This is a genomic window from Brevundimonas sp. (assembly GCF_036677305.1).
Lineage (GTDB): Bacteria > Pseudomonadota > Alphaproteobacteria > Caulobacterales > Caulobacteraceae > Brevundimonas.
Window position 1 is genome coordinate 1 of sequence record NZ_JAKFEB010000090.1, and the last position, 1,869, is coordinate 1,869.

At 67.0% G+C, this 1,869-nt stretch carries 3 protein-coding genes and 1 pseudogene; 2 read left to right on the top strand and 2 right to left on the bottom strand.

Going from position 1 to position 1,869, the window contains the following annotated elements:
• A partial coding sequence (locus V6M42_RS05480; RefSeq protein ID WP_332677690.1) for a haloacid dehalogenase-like hydrolase occupies positions 1–220 on the top strand: 220 nt, incomplete at its 5' end.
• 3 nt (positions 221–223) lie between these two features.
• Here V6M42_RS05480 and V6M42_RS05485 read toward each other — a convergent pair.
• Together V6M42_RS05485 and V6M42_RS05490 are read right to left on the bottom strand one after the other, a co-directional pair.
• Positions 224–544: a hypothetical protein gene (locus tag V6M42_RS05485; RefSeq protein WP_332659238.1), complete on the bottom strand. Its 321-nt coding sequence runs from the start codon at positions 542–544 to the stop codon at positions 224–226.
• Positions 545–619: 75 nt separating this feature from the next.
• Complete coding sequence (locus V6M42_RS05490) at positions 620–1,261, bottom strand: ATP-dependent Clp protease proteolytic subunit (RefSeq protein ID WP_332659239.1); 642 nt, start codon at positions 1,259–1,261, stop codon at positions 620–622.
• 285 nt (positions 1,262–1,546) lie between these two features.
• Here V6M42_RS05490 and V6M42_RS05495 point away from each other — a divergent pair.
• Positions 1,547–1,869, top strand: a pseudogene (locus tag V6M42_RS05495) (hypothetical protein); the annotation flags it as partial.

Below are 1,869 nucleotides of genomic sequence, written 5' to 3' on the forward strand. Positions count from 1 at the left end.
CGCCCTGCTGGGCACGCCGCTGGTGTTCGACGGCGATGACCGCGTCACCGGCGCCTTCGCGAGCCCCAACTGCCGGGGCGAGGAAAAGGTGCGGCGGCTGCGCGCGGCCTTCGGCGCGGACGTCAAACTGGCCGCGGCCTATGGCGATACGTCCGGCGACACGGAAATGCTGGCCATGGCCGACGAGGCCGGATTCCGCGTGTTCAAGGAACGGTCCTGAGGATCAGCGGCCCTCGCCGTCGACGTCGAAGACCATGGCCTTGCCGCGCGACGTCGGATTCCAGCCCGCCTCGATCGAGGACGCCACGGCGTTGCGCACGTGGTCCAGATCGACCCTCTGCTTCTCCATGTCCGGCCGGCCGTTCGGCCGCATCGGCATGGGGAAGAGCACGACCGCTTCCCGCGGGAACCCCTTCAGGCGCAGGCTAATCCCCATGCCGTCCCACTTACCGCCCGCAAGGGGCCGCGGCTGGCGGCGGATTTCCCACTCGTAGGTTTCGCCGTCGACCTCGACCGTGCCGCTGGTTTCGCGCGTCTGTTCCATGGCGGCCTGATAGCACAAAAGAAAAGGGGCGCACCGTTCACGGCGCGCCCCTCTCCGACTTGATTGAGCGTCAGGTCAGACCGTCTTGACGCCGTCGCCCTCGGCCTGTTCGCGGCGGTCGTAGACGTGGTCGACGATGCCCCAGGCCTTGGCTTCCTCGGCGCTCATGAAGTGGTCGCGGTCGAGGGTCTTTTCGACTTCCTCGTAGGTCCGGCCGGTGTGGTGGACATAGATCTCGTTCAGGCGGCGCTTGGTGTAGCGGATGTCCTCGGCGTGGCGCTCGACGTCCGAGGCCTGGCCGCGGAAGCCGCCCGAGGGCTGGTGCACCATGATGCGGGCGTTCGGCAGGGCCACGCGCTGGCCGGCGGCGCCGGCGGCGAGGATCAGCGAACCGGCCGAGGCCGCCATGCCCATGCACACCGTCGAAACCGGCGAGCGGATGTATTGCATGGTGTCGTAGATCGCGAGCGCCGAGGTCACCTGACCGCCGGGGCTGTTGATGTACATGCTGATTTCCTTCTTCGGGTTCTCCGATTCCAGGAACAGCAGCTGGGCGCAGATCAGCGAAGCCATGCCGTCCTCGAAGGGGCCGGTCAGGAAGATGATCCGCTCGCGCAGCAGGCGCGAGAAGATGTCGAAGGCCCGCTCGCCCCGGCTGGACTGCTCCACCACCATGGGGACGAGGTTCATGTTCATCAGTTCGATCGGATCGCGCATTCAGGCCTTCTCGGGATGCTTCTTGGCGCGACTCACCGGCCGCCACCCTGTTGGACAGGATATCGTCTTGCCGAAGGGTTGACGCAAGGCGCACCGGACACGCCGTTTCCAATCACGCCGCGGGGCCCGTTCCTTCCGCAGCCCGACGGCGGCTACCCGCTTCGTCTCTGCGACGACGCGGCAGACGGCGTCGAAAGGCCATGAGTTGACCCGATTGACGATATCCAACCTTGTCATCAGGGTCGAAACGCCTCCATCGGATGGCGGCTGATCGGGAGCTGCGTGATGCTTGACTGGATGATGGCGGGCGCGATCTCGCTGGCGTTAATGCAGCCGCAAAGCGCGGCGCCTGCTTCTCCGCCACCGGCCCAGGATCCCGCCGCCCAGTCTCCGGCGGCCCTTGAGGACGTGGTTGTGGAGGGGCGCCGCCTTGAAGAGATCGTTCGGAATTTCGTGACCGAGGTGGCCGCTCCGGCGCCTCGCCGGGGGCTCGCGCGTTGGCAAGGCGGCATCTGCGTGGGGGTCGTGAACCTGCGCAACGAGGCCGGCCAGTATATCGCGGACCGAATCTCGCAGGTGGGGATGGACCTGGGCCTGACACCGGGCGA